This is a genomic window from Streptomyces sp. NPDC051172 (genome assembly GCF_040682555.1).
GTDB lineage: Bacteria > Actinomycetota > Actinomycetes > Streptomycetales > Streptomycetaceae > Streptomyces.
The window spans coordinates 1-1,099 of the sequence record NZ_JBFBBE010000448.1 but is presented as its reverse complement, the minus strand read 5'-3'; the positions used below and the strand labels follow the sequence as shown (position 1 = coordinate 1,099).

Genomic DNA, 1,099 nt, shown 5'->3' with positions numbered 1-1,099 from the left:
ACGACCTCAACCCCCTGACCGTGCTCCGCGACCTCTTCGCCGGAAACCCCTGGCTGCCACCCGCTCACGCGTAATCAACGACCTGAGCAGTCACGCCCGTGGTCACCGCCGCGCCGCAGATCTGGATCTCACCCACGGTGCCCTCGGTGCGCGGCTCACCATCCATGCCGACGATCCGCAACTCCATCCCGTGGACCGGTCGGCCCACGCCTACCAGGGCCTTCTGCTGCGGGTGACCCTCCGGGACGAGCCTGACGGCCGCTCCCTCTGCGAGCAGGTTTCGATCGGCGTGGATGATGCGTGGCAGTCGGCCCGGGACGGGGAACGTAGCCGCGAGGGTGGCTTCGGCCAGTCCGTAGACGGGGAACATCGCTTCAGGCCGATACCCGACGGGACTTAGTATCTTGTCGAATAGCTCGATATCGGAGGACTGCACGGGCTCCGCTCCGTTGAAGGCAAGCCGCAGGCCCTCCAGGGCCAGGCCGTGGTCGCCATGCCGGTCGACGGTGTCGGCCAGCATGGTGTAACCAAAGCTGGGGCCGGTGATGACGGTCCCGCCGTGTTCGGTCAGGTGCCGCAGCAGGCAGGCCGGATCGCGCAGAAACCTCAGCGAGTCGAAGACATGCGTGGATGCGCCGTTCAACACTTGGCTGAGCAGGCCGAACAGGCCCATGTCGTGATAAGTGGGAACCCACTGCACCAGCACGTCGTCCCGAGTGAACTCGGCCGAGATCAGAATCGCCCGCAGCCCGGCCAGCACCGTCCGATGACTGAGCATCACGCCCCGAGGGTGCCCGGTGGTACCCGAGGTGAACTGCACAATGGCCAGATCGTTCGGCGTCGGCGTCGGCAGCCGCCCCGTCACCTCCTCCACCTCGGGACGCACGACGACCAGGTCAGGGTGCTTGGCTGCCAGGGCGACCGCGATCTCTCGCCGGCCGGCGTCCACGATCAGGTGCCGGATGGCTGCGGTCTGAACGATCCGGCCGATCCGCTCGACGACCCTTGCCCCAAGGCCGGGAAGTTAAGGCTGGCTGGGGCGCTGTCCAGGCGCGGGTGGGCGTGCTGGCCCTGCGGTGAATGACGAACGGGACCGCTG

General features: G+C 67.5%; 1 protein-coding gene. It reads right to left on the bottom strand.

All coding sequences use genetic code 11. The features are described 5' to 3' along the window. Nucleotides 1-64: 64 nt before the first annotated feature. On the bottom strand, nt 65-982 hold the full coding sequence (locus AB0N07_RS51845; protein WP_365848068.1) for an AMP-binding protein: 918 nt from the start codon (nt 980-982) through the stop codon (nt 65-67). Between the last annotated feature and the right edge of the window lie 117 nt (nt 983-1,099).